The following is a 22350-nucleotide window of genomic DNA, read 5'->3' as shown; positions in this document are numbered from 1 at the left end:
GGCAGCCATGAGTTCACGCATCGAACTGAGGAACGTCGGCCAGACCTTCTGGGTCCGTGGCGACGAGGACAAGAAGCTGCGCGAGTTCGTCGCGCTCGACGGGCTCGACCTGGACATCCGAGCGGGGGAGTTCCTGACCCTCGTCGGGCCGTCGGGCTGCGGCAAGTCCACCGTGCTCGACCTGATCTCGGGGCTCTCCGCGCCGACCTCGGGCTCCATCACGGTCGACGGGACCCCCATCACGGGCCCCGGCCTGGACCGCAGCGTCGTCTTCCAGCAGTACACCCTGCTGCCGTGGCGCAGTGCCCAGGCGAACATCGAGTTCGCGCTCGAGGCCAAGGGCGGACTGTCGAAGGCGCAGCGTGCCGCGACCGCTCGCGAGTACCTCGACCTCGTCGGACTGAGCGAGTTCGCGGGCCGCTACCCGCACGAGCTGTCCGGCGGGATGAAGCAGCGGGTGGCCATCGCGCGCAGCCTGTCCTACCAGCCGCAGGTGCTGCTGATGGACGAGCCGTTCGGCGCGCTCGACGCCCAGACCCGCGAGCGGCTCCAGGAGGAGCTGGTCCGGATCTGGCAGCACACGGGCACCACGGTCGTGTTCATCACGCACGACATCGAGGAGGCGGTCTTCCTCGGCCAGCGGGTCGCCGTCATGAGCGGGCGCCCGGGGCGGATCAAGGAGATCGTCACGGTCGACCTCGACCGGTCGCTCGCCCAGGACGAGGACGTCCGGGCGACGCCCGAGTTCGCCGCGCACCGGCACCACATCTGGTCGCTCCTGCGCGAGCGGTCCACCGCGAAGGAGCTCGCCCATGTCTGACCTGCTCACCGAGAAGACGCAGGCCCGGCCGAACCCGCGTCAGGAGGAGGCCGCCCGCGCGAAGGGCGCATCGCTGCGCCGTACGCGCACGGTCGCCGTCACGCGCGGCGCCGCCGGACTCGTGGCGCTCGCCCTGGTCTGGGAGTTCGCTCCGCGATGGGGCCTGGTGGATCCGTACTCGATCCCGCCGCTGCACGTCGTGCTGCAGGAGTGGTGGTCGATGGTCCTCGACGGCGAGCTGTGGAGGCACGTCTCGGCCAGCCTCAAGCGGTCCGTCGTCGGGTTCTCGCTGGCGATCGTCCTGGCCATTCCGCTGGGTGCGGCCATCGCCTGGTACCGGCCGGTCCGCGAGTTCTTCACCCCGTCCCTGGAGCTGTTCCGCAACACCGCGGCGCTGGCGATCCTGCCCGTGTTCATCCTCCTGCTGGGCCTGGGGGAGACGTCGAAGATCGCGATCGTGCTCTACGCGTGCTTCTTCCCGATCCTGCTGTCAACGATCGCGGGGGTGGCCAGCGTGGACGCCCAGCTGCTGCGCTCGGCACGCGTGCTCGGCCTCTCGCCGGTCGCGACGTTCCGCAAGGTGGCGTTCCCCGCCGCCGTGCCCACGATCTTCACCGGCATCCGGATCTCGGGTGCCGCGGCGATCCTGGTCCTCATCGCCGCCGAGATGATCGGCGCGAACGCGGGCCTGGGCTTCCTCATCAACTACGCGCAGTACAACTTCCTGATCCCGAAGATGTACGCCGCCATCCTCACCACCTCCCTCCTCGGCGTGGCCGTCAACTACGGACTCGTCGCCCTCGAGCGCCGCTTCTCCCAGTGGCGCGCCGCCTGACCTTCGAAAGAGAGACACCATGACCCGCCAGCTCAGCCTCAACGCCTTCCTCCACGACACCGGCCACCACGAGGCCTCGTGGCGCCACCCCGACTCGGCCATCGACCGGATCCACGACATCGACTTCGACACCCGCAACGCCCAGATCGCCGAGGAGGCGAAGCTCGACGCGATCTTCTTCGCCGACGCCCCGGGCCTGTGGGGCGCCACGCCCTTCCGCCCGGCAGGGCACCTCGAGCCGATCACGCGGCTCGCCGCCATCGCCGCGCGGACGGAGCGGATCGGCCTGATCGCCACCGCGTCGACCACCTTCTACGACCCGTACAACCTGGCCCGGTTGTTCTCCTCGCTCGACACGATCTCGAAGGGCCGTGCCGGCTGGAACATCGTCACCACCCAGTCCGAGGCGGTGGCGCGGAACTTCAGCCTGTCGGAGCTGCCCAGCGCCTCCGAGCGCTACGTCCGCGCCCAGGAGTTCATCGACGTCGTCACCAAGCTCTGGGACAGCTGGGAGGACGACGCGATCCTCGCCGACCGTGAGTCGGGCCGGTTCTTCGACCGGGAGAAGGTCCACGCGATCCACCACGTGGGCAACCACTTCCAGATCGAGGGACCCCTGTCGCAGCCGCGCTCGCCGCAGGGTCGCCCGGTCTACGTCCAGGCCGGCTCGTCGAACGACGGACGCGCCTTCGCGGGCCGCAACGCCGAGGCGATCTTCACGGCCCACCAGACCATCGAGGACGCGCAGGCCTTCTACGCCGACATCAAGTCGCGCGCCGTCGCGTTCGGCCGCTCGCCCGAGGACGTCAAGATCCTGCCCGGCATCAGCCCGTTCGTCGCCGACACGCGCGCCGAGGCCGAGGAGCTCCACCGGTACGTCAACTCGCTGACCGTCCCGGCCTACGGCATCGCGCAGCTCGAGGGGCTGGCCGGCGTCTCGCTGGCCCACCTCGAGCTCGACGAGCCCGTTCCGGTGGAGGTCTTCGGGCAGGCCGGGGACGTGCTCGACAACAACCGCAGTCGCCTCCAGGTGATCGCCAACATCGTCGAGCGCGACCGTCCGACGCTGCGCGGGCTGCTGCACCGGCTCGCGGGGGCTCGGGGCCACAACGTCGTCGCCGGCACCCCGACCGAGGTCGCGGACATCATCACCGAGTGGTTCCAGAACGGTGCCGCGGACGGCTTCAACGTGATGCCGCCGCTGTACCCGCAGCTGCTCCAGGAGTTCACGCAGAAGGTCGTCCCGATCCTGCAGGACCGCGGCCTCTTCCGCACCGAGTACACCGGCTCCACCCTGCGCGACCACTTCGGTCTCGCCCGCCCGGAGTCGCTGTACGGTGCTGACGCGAACGAGGAGGCCCACGTTGTCTGAACTCGAAGGAGTGTCGTCCGTCAGCACCGCGGTCGTGGTCGGCAACCCGAAGCCGGCGTCGCGCACCCTGGCCGCCGCGACCTACGTGGCCCGCGAGCTGTCCGGGGCCGACCCGGACCTCGTGGTCGACCTGGCCACGCTCGGCCCAGCCGTCCTCGACTGGAGTTCGACCGAGGTCGCCGAGCTGGTCGGCCAGGTCGGTCGGGCCGACCTCGTCGTCGTGGCGTCGCCGACCTACAAGGGCACCTACACCGGGCTGCTCAAGGTGTTCCTCGACCGGTTCGCCGGTGGCACCGGACTGCGTGGGCTGGCCGTGCCGTTGCTGCTCGGCGCCGGGCCGGCCCACGCGCTGGCGCCCGAGCTCACGCTGCGGCCCGTCCTGACCGAGCTGGGGGCCACGGTCCCCGGGCGGGGCCTGTTCGTGCTCGACTCGCAGTACGGCGACGCGGCCGCCTACGACCCGTGGCTGGACGCGACGCGGCCTTGGGTGCGCTCGGTGCTGCAGGCGGCGGCATGACCGCGTTCTTCCCCACGAACCAGGACCTCGATCCGGGACGGCTGCGCTCGGCCTTCGGGAACTTCCCGACGGGCGTGGTGGTGGTGGCGGCCGAGGTCGACGGTGCCCCCGTCGGCCTGGCCGCCAGCAGCTTCACCAGCGTCAGCCTCGATCCGCCGCTCGTGTCGATCAACCTGGCCGCGACGTCGAAGACGTGGCCCGACCTGAGTCGCGCGGACCGGTTGGGGGTGACGGTGCTCGCGAGCCACCACGGACCGCTGTGCCGCCAGCTCGCCGGGCCGGTGGAGCACCGCTTCGAGGGGATCGACTACAGCGTCAGTCCAGAGGGAGCGATCTTCATCGACGACGGGATGGCCACGTTCGACACCACGATCCATCGCGAGGTGCCGGCCGGCGACCACATCCTGGTGCTGCTGGAGCTGCACGCCGTGGATCACCGCGTCGACGGTGGGCCGCTGCTCTTCCACCGCAGCGTGTTCGGCCAGCTGGCCGTGGCCGAGTAACGGTCAGACCGCCACGGGTTGCTCGTCCTCGGGGCGCAGCGCGACCACGGCGCACAGGATGAGCGCGGCTCCGACCAGGCCTGCGGCGCCGAGTCGCTCGTCGAGCAGCACCGCGGCCAGGGCGGCGGCGGAGATCGGCTCCACGAGGGTGGCCACGGTCGCCGCCGAGCCCGACGTCGTGCGGAGCCCGGCGTAGAGGAGTCCGTACGACAGGGCCATCGTGGCGATGCCCAGGTAGAGCAGCAGCGCCATCGACGTGGGGGAGGTGCCCGCGACGGGCTCGCCCGAGGCGGCCGCGACCACGAGGAACGGTGCCAGCAGGACGGCGCCCGCCCCCGTCGCGCAGGTGGTGAGCGCGACCGGCTCGAGCCGTGGGGCGAGCACGTGGCCCAGGACGGTGGTCGCGGCGTACGTGGCGCCCGCCGCCACCGCCAGGACCAGGCCCAGCGCCGGGCGGTCGGCAGGCGCGGGGGTGCCGTGCCCGGCGGTGACGCTGATCAGGACGAGCCCGGTGAGCGCGGCTGCGAGGACCGCGACGTCGCGGAGGGTGGGCCGGGTCCCGGCGCGCAGGTGCTCCCACGTGGCGGCCAGGACGGGCGCGAGTCCGAGCGAGACCACGGTGGCGACGCTCACCCCGACCATCAGGACCGAGACGAAGTACAGCCCCTGGTAGATCGCCGTGCCGCAGCCGATGACGATCGCGGTCACCGGGTGCGAGCGCATCGTGTCGCGGACCGCGAGGGCGCGGCCCGTCAGCAGGACGAACGCGACGAGAGCCACCGCGGCGATGAGCATCCGCCAGGCGCTGACGGTCATGGCGCCGACGCCGTCGCGCTCGTGCAGCACCGTCACGACCAGGCCGCCGGTGCCCCACAGCACGCCCGCCGCGCACACCTGCAGCAGCCCGACGCGCGCGTTCACCCGCTCAGGTTAGGGGCAGCGGCGTGATGGTCTCGATACACCCTCTCGTTCCTCGAGGGCACTCGACCACCGGGCTGGCACACCCGGTGATCGAGTGGCGGGCGCCCCCGGTGATCGAGTAGCACGCGAGCGCAGCGAGCGGCGTATCGAGATCAGGCAGCGCGAGACGCCTAGGCCCGGTCGCGCTCCGCACCGATCGTGGTGTCGGGACCGTGGCCCGTGTGCACCACCGTCTCCGGCGGCAGCGTGAACAGCCGCTCGGCGATCGAGGAGCGGATCACGTCGGCGTCGCTGTAGGAGCGGCCGGTCGCGCCGGGTCCGCCGTTGAACAGGGTGTCGCCGGTGAAGACGCAGCCCAGCTCCTGGGAGACCAGGCACGTCGCGCCCGGCGCGTGCCCGGGCGTGTGGATCGCCGTGAGCGTGGTGCCGCCCACGGTGAGCTCGGTGCCGTCGACGAGGTCGCGGTCCCACGACTCACCGGGGTGCGTCAGCTCCCACAGCGGTCGGTCCTCGGGGTTCAGCCAGATCGGCGCGCCGGTGCGCTCGCGCAGCTCCGGCGCGATGCGGCAGTGGTCGTCGTGCGCGTGCGTCAGCACGATCGCGAGGACCTTCCGCCGCCCGATGAGGTGCAGGATCGCCTCGACGTCGTGCGGGGCGTCGATCACGAGGCACTCGGTGTCGTCGCCGACGATCCACACGTTGTTGTCGACGTCGTGGGTCTCGCCGTCGAGGCTGAACGTGCCGGAGACGACTCCGTAGTCGATGCGCGCGGCCATCAGAGGACCACCACCGAGCGCAGCACGTCGCCCTGGTGCATCTTCTCGAACGCCGCCTCCACGTCCTCGATGCCGATCTCCTCGGTGACGAACGCGTCGAGGTCGAGGCGACCCTGGCGGTAGAGGTCGATCAGCATGGGGAAGTCGCGGCTGGGCAGGCAGTCGCCGTACCAGCTCGACTTGAGCGCGCCGCCGCGTCCGAAGACGTCGATGAGGGGCAGCTCGGGCACCTTCATGTCCGGCGTCGGGACGCCGACGAGGACCACGGTGCCCGCGAGGTCGCGGGCGTAGAACGCCTGCTTCCACGTCTCGGGGCGTCCCACGGCCTCGATCACCACGTCGGCGCCCTCGGCGCCCTCGGAGGTCTCGGCGCAGATGCGCTTGATCTCCTCGACCGGATCGGTCTGCGACGAGTCGACCGTGTGGGTCGCGCCCATCTTCCGCGCCGCCTCGAGCTTCGCGGGATCGATGTCGACGGCGATGATCGGGCTGGCTCCGGCCAGTGCGGCACCCGCCACCGCGGCGACGCCCACGCCGCCGCAGCCGATGACGGCGGCGGACCGGCCGCGCGTCAGGGCTCCGGTGTTGATCGCCGCACCGATGCCGGCCATCACGCCGCAGCCCAGCAGGCCGGCCGCCGCGGGACGTGCGTCGGGATCGACCTTGGTGCACTGCCCCGCCGCGACGAGCGTCTTCTCGATGAACGCGCCGATGCCCAGGGCGGGGGAGAGTTCGGTGCCGTCCTCGAGCGTCATCTTCTGCTTGGCGTTGTGGGTGGCGAAGCAGTACTGCAGGTCGCCGCGCTTGCAGGCGCGACACTCGCCGCACACGGCGCGCCAGTTGAGGACGACGAAGTCGCCCGGCGCGACCTCGGTGACGCCGTCGCCGACGGCCTCGACGATGCCCGCCGCCTCGTGGCCGAGCAGGAACGGGAACTCGTCGTTGATGCCGCCCTGGCGGTAGTGCAGGTCGGTGTGGCAGACGCCGCAGGCCTGGATCGTCACCACCGCCTCGCCCGGGCCGGGATCGGGAACGTTGATGGTGACCAGTTCGACCGGTGCGTCCTTCGCTCGAGCGATGACGCCCTTGACCTGCTGCACGGCTGTCTCCTTGCTTCGGGGGTTCTCCTGCGAGCCTGCCAGAGTGCTCACGGGGGCGCGAGAGGTCGGTCTGCCTGCGTGGGCCATAAGCCTCGTCGTCAACCTGAAATGACGGTGGAAAACCGAAGAAGATCGAACGGATGTGCGGTACGATTCAGGCATGTCTTCGGGGGATGACGGCGTCAGCGCGGCCATGGGCCACTGCGGGTCCGTCCTGCGGTCGGTGACCTCGTCGGTCCACGACGAGGCACGAGCGCTGGCGGCACTGCGCGACGCGGCCGAGGCCGCCCTGGCCGAGCGGCTCGAGGAGATCGAGCGGACGAAGGCGTACGTCGCGGAGGACGCGTCCAGCGCGGCCACTTGGGCACGGCGCGAGCTGCGCCAGGACGCGCGGCGCACACGCCAGCTGATCCGCGCGGCCGCCACCATGCGTGAGCTGCCGCTCGTCGGTGAGTCGGCTCGTGCGGGTCGCATCTCGGCCGACCACGTGGCGCGCTTCTCGTTCGCCCTCGCCCACGTCGACGAGGTGGAGGTCCGCCGGATCGAGGCCCATCTCGTGGCCGTGTCCGAGGTGCATCCGCCGTCCCGGGTGAAGTCGCTCGTCGACCGGCTCCGGTCGATCGTCCACGCCGAGGAGCTCGACGACGCCTGGATCGCCGGTGCCGACAAGGCACACCTCAGCCTCAATGCGCTCCCCGACGGGTGGCACGTCACCGGCTTCCTGCCGATCGACGTCGGCGCGAAGCTGAAGGCGGTCCTCGACGGCGTCTCGACCCCGCGCGAGGGAGGCGACCGCCGGTCGGCGTCCGAGCGTCGCATCGACGGGCTCGACCACCTGCTCACCCGGGTCCTCGCCGAGGGTCTGCCCACCGACGGCACGGTCCGGCCGCAGATCCACGTGCTCGTCGATGCAGGCAGCCTGCAGCGGGCGCTCGCGCCCGGGACGCGCGGCGCCTTCGAGCCCGACCAGCCGGCGGTCCTGGAGGGCTTCGGCCACATCGGCGCCAACCTGCTGGCCCACCTGACGTGCGGTGCCGACCTCATTCCGGTCCTCGTCGATCGGATCGGGCCGAACCGGTCGGTCCTCGACGTCGGTCGTCGCCACCGCGACGCCACGCCGAAGCAGCGTCACGCGGTCTGGATCCAGCAGGACGGGCGCTGTGCCACCGAGCACTGCCGGAACACCGTCGACCACGTGCACCACCGACAGCGATGGTCGGACGGAGGCCCCACTGACCTCGCGAACCTCGTCGGACTCTGCTCCGCGTGCCACCGCCACGAACATCGCCACGACGTCGCCCTCGCCCGAGCCGGGTGAGAGGGCTGACGGTCGTGTCCGATTTCCGCGAGAACTGGTCAGGTGCGTAGGTCAGGATGGAGTCATGGACCCGAACGACTGCTACCGCGCCGTGAGTGCGCGCGACGCGCGGTTCGACGGCGTCTTCTACACGGCGGTGCGCACCACGGGGATCTACTGCCGGCCCTCGTGCCCGGCGATGACCCCGCGTCAGGCGAACGTCACCTTCTACCCCTCGGCCGCGGCGGCGGAGCGGTCCGGCTACCGCGCCTGCCGCCGCTGCCGGCCCGACAGCACGCCCGGCTCGCCCGAGTGGAACGCCCGGGCCGACGTGGTCGCCCGCGCCGTACGCCTGATCGGCGACGGGGTGGTCGAGCGTGAGGGAGTGAGTGGACTCGCCGGCCGGCTCGGCTACAGCGAGCGGCAGGTGAACCGGCTCGTCACCACCGAGCTCGGTGCCGGGCCCCAGGCGATCGCGCGCAGCAACCGGGCACGCACGGCACGCATCCTGCTCGAGACCACCACGATGCGGGCGGCCGACGTCGCCTTCGCGGCGGGCTACGGGTCGGTGCGCCAGTTCAACGACTCCATCCGCGAGTCGTTCGACCTCACCCCGCGCGAGGTGAGGTCGCGCTCGCGCCGGGCCGCGCACCCCGGAGCCGGACGGCTCCGGCTCGAGCTCGCCCTGCGGCCGCCGTTCCACGCCGACGCGCTGCTCGACTGGTTCACCCCGCGGGCGATCGAGGGCGTCGAAGCCGTCGACGGTCGCACCTACGCGCGCGTGCTGAACCTGCCCCACGGCGTCGGCGCGGTCGAGCTGACGCTCGGCGACGACAGCGTCTCGGCCGAGCTCGAGCTCACCGACCTGCGCGACCTGGCGCCGGCGGTGCAGCGGTGCCGCCGGCTGCTCGACCTCGACGCCGACCCCGTCGCGATCGACGAGGCCCTCGCGGCCGATCCGCTGCTCGCCGGCCTCGTCCGCGAGGCGCCCGGCATGCGCCTGCCCGGCCAGGTCGACGGCTTCGAGATGGTGATGCGCGCGATCGTGGGTCAGCAGGTGTCCGTGGCTGGAGCCCGCACGATCCTGGGCCGGGTCGCGCGGTCGCGCGGCACTGAGGTCGACCTCGAGCTCGCGCGACGCCACGGCCTCACCCACGCGTTCGCCACGGCCGAGTCGGTGGCCGAGGCCGCTCCCGAGGAGTTCGCGATGCCGCGCGGCCGGGCCGGCGCCATCCTCGCCGTCGCGCACGCCGTGGCCTCCGGCGAGCTCGACCTGCACCCGGGCGCCGACCGCGAGGCCGCCCGAGCCCGCCTGCTCGCGATCCGGGGCATCGGTCCCTGGACCGCCGACTACGTCAGGATGCGGGCCCTCGGGGACCCCGACGTCCTGCTCGAGACCGACCTCGTGCTGCGCCGCGTCCTCGCGCGCGAGGGTCTGGAACGGACGCGAACCGAACGGTGGCGACCCTGGCGGTCGTACGCCTCACTGCATCTTTGGAGAGTGGCATGAAGACACGCTGGATGGACACGCCCATCGGGGGCCTGCGACTGCACGTCGACGCCGGGTTGCTCACGGCGATCGACTTCGGGGCCGAGGTCCGGGGGGAGCGCGTCGAGGACCCGCTGCTCGACGAGGTCGAGCGCCAGCTGGGCGAGTACTTCGCCGGCGAGCGCCACGAGTTCGACCTGCCCGTGGCCGCCGACGGCACGGAGTTCCAGAAAAAGGTGTGGGCGTACCTGCGCACCATCCCCTACGGCGAGACGGTCACGTACGGGCAGATCGCGACCGACCTCGGATACGAGCTCGGCATCTCCCGTGCCGTGGGCGCGGCCAACGGCGCCAACCCGATCCCCATCGTGGTCCCGTGCCACCGCGTCATCGGGTCGAACGGGAAGCTCACGGGCTACGCCGGCGGTCTCGACCGCAAGACGACCCTGCTCGAGCTGGAGCGCCCCGGGCTGTTCTGAGGCGTCAGCGGCGCAGGTTCTGCGAGAGCCGCTCGGCGGCGGCCACGACGGCCGGCGCGTGCATGCGGCCGGGCTGGCGGGTGAGCCGCTCGAGGGGCCCCGACACGGACACGGCGGCGACGACCTTGCCGCTGGGGGAGCGGACCGGGGCCGAGACCGAGCCCACGCCCGGCTCGCGCTCGCCGACGCTCTGGGCCCAGCCGCGCTTGCGCACGGCCGACAGCTCGGCGGCGGAGAAGGTGGCCTTCATCAGGCCCTTGTTCATCCGCTCGGGGTCCTCCCATGCGAGCAGCACCTGGGCGGCGGAGCCTCCGGACATCGTCAGCTGGCTGCCCACGGGGATCGAGTCGCGCAGGCCTGTGGGCCGATCCGCGGCCGAGACGCACACGCGGTGGTCGCCCTGGCGGCGGAAGAGCTGGGCGGACTCGCCCGTGATGTCGCGCAGGCGGGCCAGCACGGGGCCGGCGGCCGCGAGCAGGCGGTCCTCGCCCGCAGCGGCGGCCAGCTCGGACAGGCGCGGGCCTAGGATGAAGCGACCCTGCATGTCGCGCGCGACGAGGCGGTGGTGCTCCAGGGCGACCGCGAGGCGGTGGGCCGTGGGCCGCGCCAGGCCGGTGGCGGTCACCAGGCCGGCCAGCGTCGCCGGCCCCGGCTCCAGCGCCGCCAGCACGAGGGCCGCTTTGTCGAGAACGCCGACTCCGCTAGAGTTGTCCATGTCTTGATACTGCCGTATCGCATTGTGAGACGCAACCCCCGAAGTTGGAGAGAATCATGGGCAAGACGCTCGCCGAGAAGATCTGGGACGACCACGTCGTTCGTTCCGCGCCGGGTGAACCGGACCTGCTGTTCATCGACCTGCACCTCCTCCACGAGGTCACCAGTCCGCAGGCGTTCGACGGACTGCGCCTCTCCGGCCGCCAGGTGCGTCGTGCTGACCTCACCCTCGCCACCGAGGACCACAACATCCCGACCACGGATCTCGACAAGCCGATCGCCGACCCGGTGTCGCGCACGCAGGTCGAGACGCTGCGTCGCAACGCCAAGGAGTTCGGCGTCCGGCTGCACCCCATGGGCGACATCGAGCAGGGCATCGTCCACGTCGTCGGCCCGCAGCTGGGCCTGACCCAGCCGGGCATGACGATCGTGTGCGGCGACTCGCACACCTCCACGCACGGCGCCTTCGGCTCGATCGCCTTCGGCATCGGCACCAGCGAGGTCGAGCACGTCCTGGCCACCCAGTCGCTGTCGCAGGCCAAGCCCAAGATGATGGCCGTCGACGTCGTCGGCGAGCTGCCCCCGGGCTCCACCGCCAAGGACCTGATCCTCGCGCTCATCACGCAGGAGTCCACCGGCGGCGGCCAGGGCTACATCGTGGAGTACCGGGGCGAGGCGATCCGCGCGCTCTCGATGGAGGAGCGCATGACGATCTGCAACATGAGTATCGAGTGGGGCGCGAAGGCCGGCCTCATCGCTCCGGACCAGACCACGTTCGACTACATCGAGGGTCGCCCCCACGCCCCGCAGGGTGCCGACTGGGACGCCGCCGTCGCGTACTGGACCAGCCTGGTCACCGACGACGACGCGCACTTCGACAAGGTCGTCACGATCGACGCCTCGAAGGTCACCCCGTGGGTCACGTGGGGCACCAACCCCGGCCAGGGCGTGGCGCTGTCCGGCCTGGTCCCGACCCCGTCCGACTTCGAGGATGCCGACGAGCGCGAGGCCGCCGAGAACGCCCTGCGCTACATGGGCCTCGAGGCCGGCACGCCGATGCGCGACATCACCGTGGACACGGTCTTCGTCGGCTCCTGCACCAACGGCCGCATCAGCGACCTGCGTCGTGCCGCCGAGCTGATCAAGGGCAGGAAGGTTGCCGACGGCACCCGCATGCTCGTCGTCCCCGGCTCGGTGCGCGTGCGCCTGCAGGCCGAGGAGGAGGGCCTCGACGTCGTCTTCAAGGAGGCCGGCGCCGAGTGGCGCGGCGCAGGCTGCTCGATGTGCCTGGGCATGAACCCCGACCAGCTCACGCCGGGCGAGCGCAGCGCCTCCACCTCCAACCGCAACTTCGAGGGCCGTCAGGGCAAGGGTGGCCGCACGCACCTGGTCTCGCCCGACGTCGCCGTCGCCACCGCAGTCACCGGCCACCTGGCCTCGCCCGCCGAGCTCTGAGGACGATCACCATGGACAAGTTCATCTCCCACACCGGAGTCGGCGCGCCGCTGCGCCGCAGCAACGTCGACACCGACCAGATCATCCCCGCGGTCTACCTCAAGCGCGTCACCCGCACGGGCTTCGAGGACGGCCTGTTCGCCGCGTGGCGCAGCGACCCGGAGTTCGTCCTGAACCAGCCGGCGTACGAGAACGCCACCGTGCTCGTGGCCGGCCCGGACTTCGGCACCGGCTCGTCGCGTGAGCACGCCGTCTGGGCGCTGCAGAACTACGGCTTCAAGGTCATCATCAGCCCGCGCTTCGGCGACATCTTCCGGGGCAACTCGGGCAAGGCGGGGCTGCTCGCGGCCCAGGTCGACGAGAAGGTCGTCGCCGCCCTGTGGGCGTACCTCGAGGCCAACCCGGGCGCCGAGATCTCGGTCGACCTGGAGTCCCGCACGGTCTCGGCCGGCGAGGGCGTCGACCGCATCGAGGACTCGTTCACGATCGACGACTACACCCGCTGGCGCCTGCTCGAGGGCCTCGACGACATCGGCATCACGCTGGGTCACGCCGATGACATCTCGGCCTACGAGTCCCGCCGCCCGAGCTTCAAGCCCGCGACCCTCTGACGCCTGCCCGGCGCGGCCTCCCTGGCGTACTAGGGTCATCCCATGTCCCGCACCCGCCCGTTGCCCACCGTGCTCCGGGTCGTCGTGTGGGTGCTTCGCCCGCTGTTCATGGTGGTCACGAAGCGCGACTGGCGCGGTGACGAGCACCTGCCCACCTCGGGCGGGTTCGTGCTGGCACCCAACCACCTGTCGTACCTCGACCCGTTCCTCTTCGGGCACTGGCTCGTAGACCACGACATCCCGCCGCGCTTCCTGGTCAAGGACCCGCTGTTCGCCGTGCCGGTGATCGGCCGGCTGCTGCGCAAGGCCGAGCAGATCCCGGTCTACCGGGGCACCGGCGCGGCCGCCGACTCGCTGCGCGCTGCGATCGACGCGGTGGAGTCCGGCTCGATCATCGCCATCTACCCCGAGGGCACGATGACTCGCGATCCCGCCGCGTGGCCGATGTCGGGTCGCGACGGTGCCGTCCGCACCGCGCACGCCGCCGGTGTGCCGTTGGTACCCGTGGCGCAATGGGGCCCGCAGGACATCATGTGGCCCTACCGCCGCGAGTTCCGGCCCTTCCCGCGCAAGACGATCCACGTGCGGGTGGGTGCCCCGATCGACCTCTCCGACCTGGGCGAGAGTCCCACGCAGGACCAGATCCACGCGGCCACCGAGCGCCTCATGGACGCGATCACCGCGCTGCAGGCGCAGATCCGCGGCGAGTCGCCCACGACTCCGCGGATCGACGTGCGCACGCTCAAGAAGCCCAAGACCCGATACGAGGAGAGCTGATGGTCACTGCAGCAGTCATGGGAGCCGGGTCCTGGGGCACCGCCTTCTCGATCGTGCTGGCCGACGCCGGCCACGACGTCCACCTGTGGGGTCGTCGCGACGAGACGTGCGCCAACATCAACGAACGCCACGAGAACACCGAGTACCTCCCGGGCCAGGAGCTGCCGGGAACGATCCGCGCCACCACCGACCCTGCCGAGGCGCTGGCCGACGCGGCCATCGTGGTGCTGGCCGTGCCGTCCCAGACGCTGCGCGCGAACCTCGAGTCGTGGGGCCACCTGATCGAGCCGTCGGCCGTGATGGTGAGCCTCATGAAGGGCGTGGAGCTGGGCTCGCACATGCGGATGAGCGAGGTCATCGCCGAGGCCACCGGTGCGGGGCCCGAGCGGATCGCCGTCATCACCGGCCCGAACCTCGCCAAGGAGATCGCGCGCCGCGAGCCGGCCGCTGCGGTGGTCGCGTGCGAGGACGAGTCCGTCGCGCTCCAGCTGCAGAAGTACCTGCACACGCCGGCGTTCCGCCCCTACACGAACACCGACCTCGTGGGCTGCGAGCTCGGCGGCACGGTCAAGAACATCATCGGCCTCGCGGTCGGCGTCTGCGACGGGCTGGGCTTCGGCGACAACACCAAGGCGTCCGTCATCACGCGCGGGCTGGCCGAGACCGCTCGCCTCGGCATGGCGATGGGTGCCGACCCGATGACCTTCATGGGCCTGGCCGGCCTCGGTGACCTCGTGGCCACGTGCTCGTCGCCGCTGTCGCGCAACCGCACCTTCGGCGAGAAGCTCGGCCGCGGCATGACCGTGGAGGAGATCACGTCGCAGACGCGCCAGGTCGCCGAGGGCGTGAAGTCCTGCGTCTCCGTGGCCGAGCTGTCGGCGATGCACGGGGTCGAGATGCCGATCGTCGAGCACGTCCGCGCGCTCGTCGACGGCAACATGACGCCCACCGAGCTCGTCAACGCCCTCATCAGCCGCTCGGCCAAGCCCGAGACCCGCTGACCCTCCGCCCGGGCTCAGCCCAGGGCGGCCTCGATGTCGGACCAGAGGTCCTCGACGGCCTCGATGCCGACGCTCAGGCGGATGAGCCCGGCGGGGATGGTCTCGGGCTCGGCCGGGAAGCGGCGGCGCCGCTCCCACGTGGACTCCACGCCGCCCAGGCTCGTGGCGTGGCTGATGATCCGGCTGGACTCCGTGGCGCGCTGGGCGTGCTCGGCGTCGTCGACGACGAAGCACACCATCGAGCCGAAGCCGGGGTAGCGGACCTCCGCCACCGCCGGGTGCGCCTTCAGCCGGTCGGCGATCAGGGCGGCACTCGACTCCGCGCGATCCAGTCGCACGGCCAGCGTGCGGATGCCGCGCGCCGCCAGGAAGCACTCGAGGGCTCCCGGGATCGCGCCGTGCAGCGAGCGGTGCGTGAGCAGCCGCTCGAACAGGGCGTCGTCGCGCGTGGCCAGGACGCCCAGCACGAGGTCGCTGTGACCGCCGAGCAGCTTGGAGGCGGAGTGGCACACGATGTCGGCGCCGTACGAGAGCGGCTGGTCGCGCAGGGGAGTGCGGAAGGTGTTGTCGACCGCGACGAGGGCGCCGGCCTCCTTCGCGGCGGCCACCAGGGTGGGGAGGTCGCCCACCTCCATCGCGGGGTTGGTCGGCGACTCCAGCCACACGAGGTCGGCCCCGGCGAAGGCCTCGATGCTGCCCTCGGTGTCGGACGGGTCGATGAGGCGCACCTCGTAGGGCCCGCTCTCGACGAGGCTCGTGGTGCCGTTGTAGCCGTGCCGCGGCAGCACCACCACGGCACCGGGCTCGAGGAGCCCGAGCGTGGCGGCGGACGTCGCGATGCCCGAGGCGAAGGCCAGGGCCCGTCCGCCCTCGAGCTCGCCGAGCACCGCCTCGAACGCCTCGTAGGCCGGATTGCCGTGCCGGCCGTACTCGGACGAGCCGCCGGGCACGAAGGCGCTCGCGAGGGTGATGGGGGCGTTGAGCGGCGCGCCGGGCTGCTTGGCCGGGCGACCTGCGATGACGGTCACGGTGTCGGGCTGCATGGTTCCAGTGTCACAGGCGGGTAGAGTCGAGCCGGTGCGCACCACGATCGCCGTCGTCTTCGGAGGCCAGTCCAGCGAGCACGGCGTCTCGTGCCTGACCGCGCGCGAGGTCCTCGCCGTGATCGACCGCGACCGCTATGACGTCGTTCCCGTCGGGATCACCCCCGACGGCCGCTGGGTCGAGGAGACCGCGGTCTGGGACGACCTCGAGCCGGGTGCCCTTCCCTCCGTCCGCGACGGATTCCCGCCGTTCTCCTGGGACCGCGTCCGCGAGGTCGACGTCGTGTTCCCCCTCCTGCACGGCCCGTGGGGCGAGGACGGCACGATCCAGGGCCTCTTCGAGCTGGCCGGCGTCCGCTACGTCGGCGCCGGCGTCATGGCCAGCGCCGTGGGCATGGACAAGCCGTTCACCAAGACCGTCTTCTCGGCCGCCGGACTCCCGCAGCTGCCCTACGTGACGATCCAGCCGTGGGAGTGGGACGCCAAGCGCGACCGCGCCGAGGCGCGCATCCACGCGCTGGGGCTGCCGGTCTTCGTCAAGCCCGCGCGGGCCGGCTCCAGCTCGGGCGTGACGCCCGTGCACGACTGGGCCCAGCTCGAGGACGCCGTCCTGGCCGCGCGGAAGTTCGACCCGAAGGTCATCGTCGAGGCCGCCGCGCACGACAAGCGCGAGGTGGAGTGCGCCGTCATCCAGGACGAGCGCGGCATGCCCCTCGCCAGCGAGGTCGGCGAGATCGTCGTGGCCGCCGACACCGATCACGAGTACTACGACTTCGAGGCCAAGTACCTCGACGGCACCAGCACGAACGTCGTCCCGGCCGACCTCCCCGAGACGGTGCGCCAGCGCATCCGCGAGTACGCGCTGCAGGCGTTCGACGCCATCGGCTGCGAGGGCCTGGCCCGCGTGGACTTCTTCCTGACCAGCAGCGTCGGCGGCGGCCTCGTGATCAACGAGATCAACACGATGCCGGGCTTCACGCCCTTCTCGATGTTCCCCAAGCTCTGGCAGGCCTCGGGTGTGGACTACCCCGAGCTGGTGGAACGCCTCATCCAGCTGGCCCTCCAGCGCCCCCTCGGGCTGCGCTGAGCCCTGCCCCTCCCGGGGCCACAGCGGCGGTCAGGCCTTCGGGACCTGGACCCAGCGGTAGCCCGTGGGGGTGACGAGGAGTCCACGGCCGGGCGGGACCGAGGCGCCGACCGAGCGGGGCAGGCGGGCGTTGAGGACGTCGCCGTCGTTCGAGGCTCGCGGCGACAGGATCAGGCCGGTGCGGCCGCGCTTGAGGTCGGACGGCAGGCCGCGGTAGACCGAACCGAGCTCGTCGATGCCACCGGCGATGATCATGGCGTTGGCGGTGTCGCGCATCGCGCCGTAGGTCTCGCCGAGCAGCTGGCCCACCGGCGAGTCGGCGCCCAGGACCTCGAAGTCGTCGACGACGATCAGGTGCTGGGTGCGCAGGCGCGAGATCCCCTCGCGGATCTCCTCGATCGGCTCGGAGCCCGTGAACAGCTGCAGGCGTCGGTCGTCGAGGTCGCGCAGCGGTGAGCGGCGGGGCGCGATGACGAGGACGTCCCGACGGTGCGCGAGGTGCTGGCTGATCGGCACGACGAGGGTCGAGCTGCGCCCCGAGCGCGGGGGACCGGCCACCAGGAAGCCCGGGCCGGTGGACAGCGGGTCGAAGCCCTCGAGGGCGAGGGTGTCGCCACCGACGCCCACGGGGATGAAGCTCGGGCTCAGCGCGGCCTCGGACGGCTCCATCGTCAGCGCCTCGTCGAGGCCGATGGCCACGGGCAGCTCGTCGATGCGGTGCGGACGCAGGCCGCGCGGGAGGTCGCCGTAGCGCTCGGCGACGGCGCGTCCGAGCTCGTGGATCGCCCGCACCTGGGCGGTGCCCTCGCCGGAGGCGTCGATCATCGCGAACTGGACCTCCTGCGGCCGCTCGCCGGCCCGGAAGCCGCGGCCCGGCGGGATGTGGGAGGGCACCTGCTTGGTCGGCAGGCCCACGACGGAGTAGTCCGACGGGTCGCTCATCGACAGCACGATCCGGTCGTCGACGAGCAGCGAGTAGCGCCCGAGGATGCCCGAGCGGTCGGCGCCGATGACGACCCGGATGCCCGCGCCGACGCCCTCCTGGAGCAGGCCCACGAGCCGCTCCAGCAGCACGCCGCCGTCGACGGACTCGAAGGCCGTGGTGAAGCCCTCGAGGCGGTCGAGCAGGACGACGAGGTAGGGCATCCGCTCGGCGCCGTCGACCGCGGCACGCTGCTCGGCGATGTCGGCGAATCCCTGCTCGGCCAGCACCTGCTGGCGCCGGGTCAGCTCACGCCCGAGGTGGTCGAACAGCCGGAAGATGCGGTCGGTCTGGGTGCGGGTGACGACGGCGCCCACGTGAGGCAGCGAGACCAGGGGGAGCAGCGCGTTGTTGCCGGCGTCGATGCCGAAGACGTGCACGTCGGTGGGAGCGGTCTGGCGGGCGATCGCCGCGGCGATGGCACGCAGCGACCACGAGCGACCCGAGCGGGACTGGCCCGCGATCACGAGGTGCCCCGCGCGCTGGAGGTCCCAGCTCGCGACCTCCTGCTGCTGCAGGTGGGGCAGGTCGCCGCGCCCGAACACGATCGGCGGGATGTCGGGGAGGGCGCCGATGTCGGGGGCGGGCTCGACCGGGAGGTCGTCGAGGGTCAGCGTCTCGGGCAGCGGCGGCAGCCACGGCTTGCGCATCGGCTCGAGGCCGATCAGGTCGTTCGCCTCGCGCACCGCGCCCACGAGGGTCGCGAGGTCGGTGGGGATCGACACGTCCTCCTCGTCGGAGCCGGCCGCCTTCGGGGGCGCCACCAGCTCCTCGACGCCGAACCCGCGGGTGCGCAGCTCGGCACGCTCGGTGCCGACCGGCCGGCCTCCGACGCGCGAGCTCTGGAACGGCGTCAGGGACGAGTGCCCCAGTCGCGCGTACGCCCGGCCGGGGAAGGACTTGGGGATCTCCGCGGCGACCTTAGACTCGATCACGTCGTCCGAGTCGTTCGCGTCGGTGACGCGCAGGGCGATGCGCAGGTTGGTGTTCGACTTGATCTCGGCGTTGACCACGCCGGCGGGGCGCTGGGTGGCCAGGATCAGGTGCACGCCGAGCGAGCGGCCGCGTCGGGCGACGTCGACCAGGCCGGTGACGAAGTCGGGCAGCTCGGCCACGAGGGCCGCGAACTCGTCGATGATGATGAGCAGCCGTGGCATCGGCTCGTCGCCGGGCTGGCGCGCCGCGAGGTAGTCCTCGATGTCCTTCGCGGCCGCGTCGGCCAGCTGGTGCTCGCGATGCCGCAGCTCGGCACCGAGCGACTCGAGCGCCCGGGTGGTCAGGTGGCCGTCGAGGTCGGTGACCATGCCGACGGTGTGGGGCAGGTGCTGGCAGTCCATGAACGCCGCGCCGCCCTTGTAGTCGATCAGGACGAAGTTGAACTCGTCGGGACGGTTGCCCACGGCCAGCGACGCGATGATGGTCTGCAGCAGCTCGGACTTGCCCGAGCCGGTGGTGCCGGCGATGAGGCCGTGCGGGCCGTCGGCGCGCACGTCGATCCGGAACGGTCCGTCGAGCCCCTCGCCGATCACGGCCTTGGTGGTGCGGCCGCCGCCGGACCAGACGCGGACGAGGTCCTTGCCGGAGGGAGCGTCCAGGCCGAGGACGTCGAGCAGCCGGCTGGCGGCCGGCAGGCTCGAGCTGAGGTCCTCGGTGCTGACGTCGCGGATGGGCGCGAGCGCGCGACCGAGCCGCTCGAGCCAGACGCCGTCCACCACGTCGCGGCGGACGCCGTCGATGTGACGCTCGGCCGTGGTCTCGAGGTCGAGCAGGTCGCCGTGCAGCTCCACCACGGCGCGGCACTCCTCGGGCAGCTCACGCGGGGTGCGGTCGAGGCAGATGAAGTAGACGTGGACGAACGCTCCCGACTTCAGCAGCGACGTCATGCCGGGAGCCATGCGCAGCTCGCGCGCTCCGTCGAGGACGACCACCACCGAGGGCAGGGCCTCGCGCTCGTCGGTGTCGAGCTCCTTGCGCCGGTCAACCAGCCCCGTGAGCTCGGAGATCATCGACGCCCGGTCCTCCTCGTCGAGGGCCAGGCGTGCGGCCCGCGGGTGGTCCTCGCTGGTGCGGGCGTGCGGGAGCCACTTCGTCCACTCCCAGGCCGTCGCGTTCGTGCGGTCGGTGAAGATCCAGACCGAGGCGTCGGTGGGGGAGTGCAGGGCGGCGACCTGGGCGATGAGCCACGAGGTCGTCGAGAGGCACTGGTCGGACGGGCCGCACACGCCCAGCACCGCGGTGGGCGCCAGCGGCACGATGACGGGGACGTCCGGCGCGGTCCAGCGCAGCGGTCCCTCGTGCTGCTCGCGGGTGGAGTCCTTCACGACGACGTCGGACGGCAGGTCGCTCGTGCCGAGCCGCAGCTCCAGGAAGTCGGGGTCCCAGCGACGGCGCTCCCACAGGCGCGCCCGCGGGCCGGTGGCGAACAGCAGCACCGAGGCCGGGTCGGGGTAGATGGAGCGACGCTGCCCGCGCTCGTCGGCCAGCGAGGTGACGGCGGCCTTCTCCACGTCGGCACGCCGGCGGTGGAACTCCGCGAGCTGCTCCTGGTAGCGCGCCTTCTGCTGGCGGCGCGTGCCGGACGCGTTCAGCAGCATCATGAGCGGCATCAGGATCATGAACATCAGCGAGTAGATGGAGCCGGTGCGCCAGTACATGAAGCCACTCATCAGCAGCGGCGACAGCATCATCACCATCGGGATGGGCGCCTTCTCGGGCTTCTTCGGCTCGGTGGGCAGCGAGAACTCGCGCGTGCGCGCCGGCGGGTGCAGCCGCGGCGGGCGGTTGTAGTCCAGCTCCGGGCCGGTGGCCGACGGGGAGAGGGAGGCATCCGGCGCGCTGACCGAGCCAAGCTCGAAGAGCACGTCGGCGACGCCGAGGACGGCGCCCTCCTTCCAGACGACCGACGCCGTGACCGGCTCGCGGTCGAGGCGGACGAGCGGCAGGGGAGCGGTGGGGTCGACCTGGCGGCCCTGCTCCAGGGCGCTCAGGCCGGGCTTGCGCCGACGGAAGCGACGCTGCTGGCGGGTGGCCACGCTGGCCTGCAGCACGATCGGCTCGGTGGGCGGCTCGCGGCGCTCGGGGATGGCCACCGTGAGGTCGCGGGCGGACTCGTCGGCCGTGACCACGACGCGACCCTGCGCGTCGACCTCGAGCCGGGCCGCCACGTCGGGGGCGTCCTGGACCCGGATCGCGCAGTGGCTGGCCGAGCCGATCGTCCACGTGCCGATGCCGAGGCGGTGGACCCGCCCGGCGCCCCGGCCGGAGCTGACGCGAACCTCCACCAGGCCCTGCGGCTCGCGCTCGCGATGGCGGCTGGGTCCGCCGAGGCCGACGATCACCCCGTGGCGGATCCCGGCGGTGGCCAGGGTGGCGTCGGGATCGAGGCGGCGCGACCCGAGGAAGACCCCCGGTCCGCTGCGCTCGACGCCCCGACGGCTGTCGAGGTCGATGACGTCGGCGACGTCGGCGTGGGGGCGGCGCATCCCGAAGAGCTGCTGCAGCACGGACTCGAGGTCACCGACCGTGCTGGCGGCCGAATAGGCCACGATGGCATCGCGGACCTCCCCCGACGATGCCGCCTCGGCCGTGACGAGCAAGCGCATGGGGCTCAGCGTAGAGGGTCCCGCGCCACGGGCCGGGCGGAGCGCGCGAAGCGCCCGCGCGTGCCGTGCGTCACCTGGCAGGACGAGATGGTCACGTGGGGCTAGACTGTGGTGGTTCCTGCGGGGGGCTGCGCGAGGGAGCACGTCTCGGCCCATCCCAGGACGCACCTACGTCTGCAAGGGGGAGCCGTTCCATGGCGATGCGCACCAGTACCGATTCGGTCGGAGATGCGGTCCAGGACCGTCAGCGTGCCCGCACCGCGCGCGGTGTCGGAGGACGGGCCGCGCCCGCGGGCTCGCGCCCCACGCCTCCGCGTCGCCGTCGCCCCGCCGTCGCCCTCCTCGGCGTCCTGCTGATCCTCGGCGGTGCCGCGCTCGCCGGCCTGCTGGCGCTGCGGATGGACTCGCGCGAGCCGGTCCTCGTGGTGAAGTCCGACATCCCGGCCGGCACCGAGCTCACCCGCGACATGCTCGGCGAGACCAATGTCGCCACCGAGTCGGACCTCATCGTCCCGGCCGGCGCCGAGTCGACCGTGCTCGGCACCTACACCCGCGTGCCGCTCAACGAGGGCCAGCTCCTCGACACGTCGATGCTCGTGCGCACCAACCCGCTCAGCGGTGGTCAGCGCGCCGAGGTCGGCGTGCCCCTGGTCGAGGGCCGCGTGCCCGACGACCTCGACTCCGGCGACCTCGTCCGCGTCGTCCGCATCGGTGAGGGCGATCGTCCGAGCCAGCCCCTCGCACTCGCCCTCGTGATCCGGCCCCCGGTCTCCTCCAGTGGTGGCGGCGTCCTCGGCGGCGGCAGCGACTCGGAGGGCTCCGCGGCCACGCTGCTCGTCCCGCTCGAGGTCGCCGACGCGATCGTCGACGCGGCCGGCAACAACCGCATCGGCATGTCCCTGGTCGACCGCGGGGTGGCGGTGACCGACACCGATCGGCTCCGCAGCCTGGCGGGTGCCACGCGATGAG

At 72.1% G+C, this 22350-nt stretch carries 20 protein-coding genes; 14 read left to right on the top strand and 6 right to left on the bottom strand.

Features of this window, described 5'->3' with window-relative positions; all coding sequences use genetic code 11:
• Positions 1–7: 7 nt before the first annotated feature.
• The 5 genes from ACY1JX_RS04725 to ACY1JX_RS04705 are packed head-to-tail and all read left to right on the top strand — an operon-like array spanning position 8 to position 4047.
• Entirely contained in the window at positions 8–820 is an 813-nt protein-coding gene (locus ACY1JX_RS04725) for an ABC transporter ATP-binding protein (RefSeq protein WP_462565368.1), read from the top strand.
• Complete coding sequence (locus ACY1JX_RS04720; protein WP_286929674.1) at positions 813–1655, top strand: ABC transporter permease; 843 nt, start codon at positions 813–815, stop codon at positions 1653–1655. The genes ACY1JX_RS04725 and ACY1JX_RS04720 overlap by 8 nt, the downstream gene beginning before the upstream one ends.
• A gap of 19 nt (positions 1656–1674) precedes the next feature.
• The gene (locus tag ACY1JX_RS04715) at positions 1675–3027 is read left to right on the top strand and encodes an LLM class flavin-dependent oxidoreductase (RefSeq protein WP_462565367.1); all 1353 of its coding nucleotides are present in this window, start codon (positions 1675–1677) and stop codon (positions 3025–3027) included.
• Positions 3020–3544 (top strand): NADPH-dependent FMN reductase, encoded by a 525-nt coding sequence (locus ACY1JX_RS04710; RefSeq protein WP_462565366.1) that lies wholly within the window; start codon positions 3020–3022, stop codon positions 3542–3544. The genes ACY1JX_RS04715 and ACY1JX_RS04710 overlap by 8 nt, the downstream gene beginning before the upstream one ends.
• A complete protein-coding gene (locus ACY1JX_RS04705) occupies positions 3490–4047 on the top strand; it encodes a flavin reductase family protein (protein WP_462565365.1) in 558 nt (185 codons plus the stop codon). Before ACY1JX_RS04710 ends, ACY1JX_RS04705 begins: the two co-directional genes overlap by 55 nt.
• A 3-nt stretch (positions 4048–4050) precedes the next feature.
• Here the strand turns inward: ACY1JX_RS04705 and ACY1JX_RS04700 are convergent, their stop codons facing one another.
• From ACY1JX_RS04700 to ACY1JX_RS04690, 3 genes are all read right to left on the bottom strand, one after another.
• Positions 4051–4968: a DMT family transporter gene (locus tag ACY1JX_RS04700; RefSeq protein WP_462565364.1), complete on the bottom strand. Its 918-nt coding sequence runs from the start codon at positions 4966–4968 to the stop codon at positions 4051–4053.
• Between the two features lie 170 nt (positions 4969–5138).
• Positions 5139–5744, bottom strand: coding sequence for an MBL fold metallo-hydrolase (locus tag ACY1JX_RS04695; RefSeq protein ID WP_286929678.1), 606 nt, complete (start codon positions 5742–5744; stop codon positions 5139–5141).
• Positions 5744–6844 carry an S-(hydroxymethyl)mycothiol dehydrogenase gene (locus ACY1JX_RS04690; protein WP_462565873.1) on the bottom strand — a complete coding sequence of 367 codons (1101 nt, stop codon included), beginning with the start codon at positions 6842–6844 and terminating at the stop codon, positions 5744–5746. Before ACY1JX_RS04690 ends, ACY1JX_RS04695 begins: the two co-directional genes overlap by 1 nt.
• Positions 6845–7004: 160 nt before the next feature.
• Here ACY1JX_RS04690 and ACY1JX_RS04685 point away from each other — a divergent pair, with 160 nt between their 5' ends.
• The 3 genes from ACY1JX_RS04685 to ACY1JX_RS04675 all read left to right on the top strand — a co-directional run bounded on the left by ACY1JX_RS04685 (position 7005) and on the right by ACY1JX_RS04675 (position 10109).
• Positions 7005–8162, top strand: coding sequence for an HNH endonuclease (locus ACY1JX_RS04685; protein WP_462565363.1), 1158 nt, complete (start codon positions 7005–7007; stop codon positions 8160–8162).
• Between the two features lie 64 nt (positions 8163–8226).
• A complete protein-coding gene (locus ACY1JX_RS04680) occupies positions 8227–9651 on the top strand; it encodes an AlkA N-terminal domain-containing protein (protein WP_286929680.1) in 1425 nt (474 codons plus the stop codon).
• The gene (locus ACY1JX_RS04675; RefSeq protein WP_462565362.1) at positions 9648–10109 is read left to right on the top strand and encodes a methylated-DNA--[protein]-cysteine S-methyltransferase; all 462 of its coding nucleotides are present in this window, start codon (positions 9648–9650) and stop codon (positions 10107–10109) included. Before ACY1JX_RS04680 ends, ACY1JX_RS04675 begins: the two co-directional genes overlap by 4 nt.
• Before the next feature lie 4 nt (positions 10110–10113).
• On the opposite strand, the gene ACY1JX_RS04670 is transcribed toward ACY1JX_RS04675, so the two are convergent.
• On the bottom strand, positions 10114–10824 hold the full coding sequence (locus ACY1JX_RS04670; RefSeq protein WP_078698542.1) for an IclR family transcriptional regulator: 711 nt from the start codon (positions 10822–10824) through the stop codon (positions 10114–10116).
• Positions 10825–10880: 56 nt separating this feature from the next.
• Here ACY1JX_RS04670 and leuC point away from each other — a divergent pair, with 56 nt between their 5' ends.
• From leuC to ACY1JX_RS04650, 4 genes are read left to right on the top strand one after another with little or no spacing between them, the layout of a single operon-like run.
• Positions 10881–12278, top strand: coding sequence for a 3-isopropylmalate dehydratase large subunit (gene leuC / locus ACY1JX_RS04665; RefSeq protein WP_462565361.1), 1398 nt, complete (start codon positions 10881–10883; stop codon positions 12276–12278).
• Between the two features lie 11 nt (positions 12279–12289).
• Positions 12290–12889: a 3-isopropylmalate dehydratase small subunit gene (leuD, locus tag ACY1JX_RS04660; RefSeq protein ID WP_181755356.1), complete on the top strand. Its 600-nt coding sequence runs from the start codon at positions 12290–12292 to the stop codon at positions 12887–12889.
• Positions 12890–12931: 42 nt separating this feature from the next.
• Positions 12932–13666 carry a lysophospholipid acyltransferase family protein gene (locus tag ACY1JX_RS04655; RefSeq protein WP_462565360.1) on the top strand — a complete coding sequence of 245 codons (735 nt, stop codon included), beginning with the start codon at positions 12932–12934 and terminating at the stop codon, positions 13664–13666.
• Complete coding sequence (locus ACY1JX_RS04650; protein WP_181755358.1) at positions 13666–14667, top strand: NAD(P)H-dependent glycerol-3-phosphate dehydrogenase; 1002 nt, start codon at positions 13666–13668, stop codon at positions 14665–14667. The genes ACY1JX_RS04655 and ACY1JX_RS04650 overlap by 1 nt, the downstream gene beginning before the upstream one ends.
• 14 nt (positions 14668–14681) lie before the next feature.
• Here the strand turns inward: ACY1JX_RS04650 and ACY1JX_RS04645 are convergent, their stop codons facing one another.
• Positions 14682–15710: a trans-sulfuration enzyme family protein gene (locus ACY1JX_RS04645; protein WP_462565359.1), complete on the bottom strand. Its 1029-nt coding sequence runs from the start codon at positions 15708–15710 to the stop codon at positions 14682–14684.
• Here ACY1JX_RS04645 and ACY1JX_RS04640 point away from each other — a divergent pair.
• The gene (locus ACY1JX_RS04640) at positions 15709–16797 is read left to right on the top strand and encodes a D-alanine--D-alanine ligase family protein (RefSeq protein ID WP_286929686.1); all 1089 of its coding nucleotides are present in this window, start codon (positions 15709–15711) and stop codon (positions 16795–16797) included. The genes ACY1JX_RS04645 and ACY1JX_RS04640 overlap by 2 nt on opposite strands.
• Positions 16798–16827: 30 nt before the next feature.
• Here the strand turns inward: ACY1JX_RS04640 and ACY1JX_RS04635 are convergent, their stop codons facing one another.
• Positions 16828–21381, bottom strand: coding sequence for an FtsK/SpoIIIE domain-containing protein (locus ACY1JX_RS04635; RefSeq protein WP_286929687.1), 4554 nt, complete (start codon positions 21379–21381; stop codon positions 16828–16830).
• Between the two features lie 194 nt (positions 21382–21575).
• On the opposite strand from ACY1JX_RS04635, the gene ACY1JX_RS04630 reads away from it, so the two are divergent.
• The gene (locus ACY1JX_RS04630; protein WP_462565358.1) at positions 21576–22349 is read left to right on the top strand and encodes an SAF domain-containing protein; all 774 of its coding nucleotides are present in this window, start codon (positions 21576–21578) and stop codon (positions 22347–22349) included.
• Position 22350: the final 1 nt, after the last annotated feature.

The organism is Aeromicrobium sp. JP4, assembly GCF_054957925.1.
Note: the sequence above shows the minus strand (reverse complement) of the source record. Positions and strands in the feature narration are given on the sequence as shown.